The sequence below is a fragment of the Streptomyces sp. WAC 04229 genome (assembly GCF_003947455.1).
Classification (GTDB): domain Bacteria; phylum Actinomycetota; class Actinomycetes; order Streptomycetales; family Streptomycetaceae; genus Streptomyces.
Genome location: NZ_QHJH01000436.1, coordinates 1 through 676 on the forward strand (window position 1 = coordinate 1; position 676 = coordinate 676).

Genomic DNA, 676 nt, shown 5'->3' on the forward strand with positions numbered 1-676 from the left:
TTGCAGCCTGCTGTCCCCCATTCCTCCAGCAGACCGCAGCCTCCAGCCGCTGTCACCGCCCGAGCCGAAATCTGAAACGAACCACGACTCACGTGGCGAGACGTGAACTCAAGACCAGATCACTAGGGGGTGTCACTCCTCCTCGGGAGGCGCGGGCCTCACGGCCTCCTCGGGGTGCGGCGGGTGGACGACGACCCGGCCCGAGCCGAGGTCTATCGGGCCCCGGCCGGGGTCGCCGTCGCCGACGTCCTCGCGGGTCAGCTCCAGGCGGTTCTGCTCGTCGCGGGTGTGCTTGCGGCCGGGGGAGAACAGTTCGTCGAATGCGTTGAACACGCGTGCCTCCGTCGTTCGGCGTCCCTTTACAGCGTATGCGTCACTCCGTCGAACCGGACGTGAGCCGTTCGGTGGGGAACAGCGCCAGCCGGTGGGCCAGTGCCGCGGCCTCGCCGCGGCCGGAGACGCCGAGCTTCGCCAGGATGTTGGAGACGTGCACGCTGGCCGTCTTGGGCGAGATGAACAGCTCCTCGGCTATCTGGCGGTTGGTGCGGCCGTCCGAGACCAGGCGCAGCACGTCGCGCTCGCGGCCGGTGAGGCCCAGGGCCCCGGCCGGATCGGCGGGGGCGGTGGCGGGGCCCTGGGCCTCACCGGCCGCGAGGGCGACGTGCTGCGCCTGGTC

At 71.2% G+C, this 676-nt stretch carries 2 protein-coding genes; both read right to left on the reverse strand.

Translation table 11 applies throughout. The features are described from left to right. Positions 1 to 132: 132 nt before the first annotated feature. Positions 133 to 333: a DUF6191 domain-containing protein gene (locus DMH12_RS38740; RefSeq protein WP_125495878.1), complete on the reverse strand. Its 201-nt coding sequence runs from the start codon at positions 331 to 333 to the stop codon at positions 133 to 135. A 40-nt stretch (positions 334 to 373) separates the two neighbouring features. Next, positions 374 to 676: helix-turn-helix transcriptional regulator (locus DMH12_RS38745; protein ID WP_148107622.1), on the reverse strand; the 303-nt coding region annotated here is incomplete at its 5' end.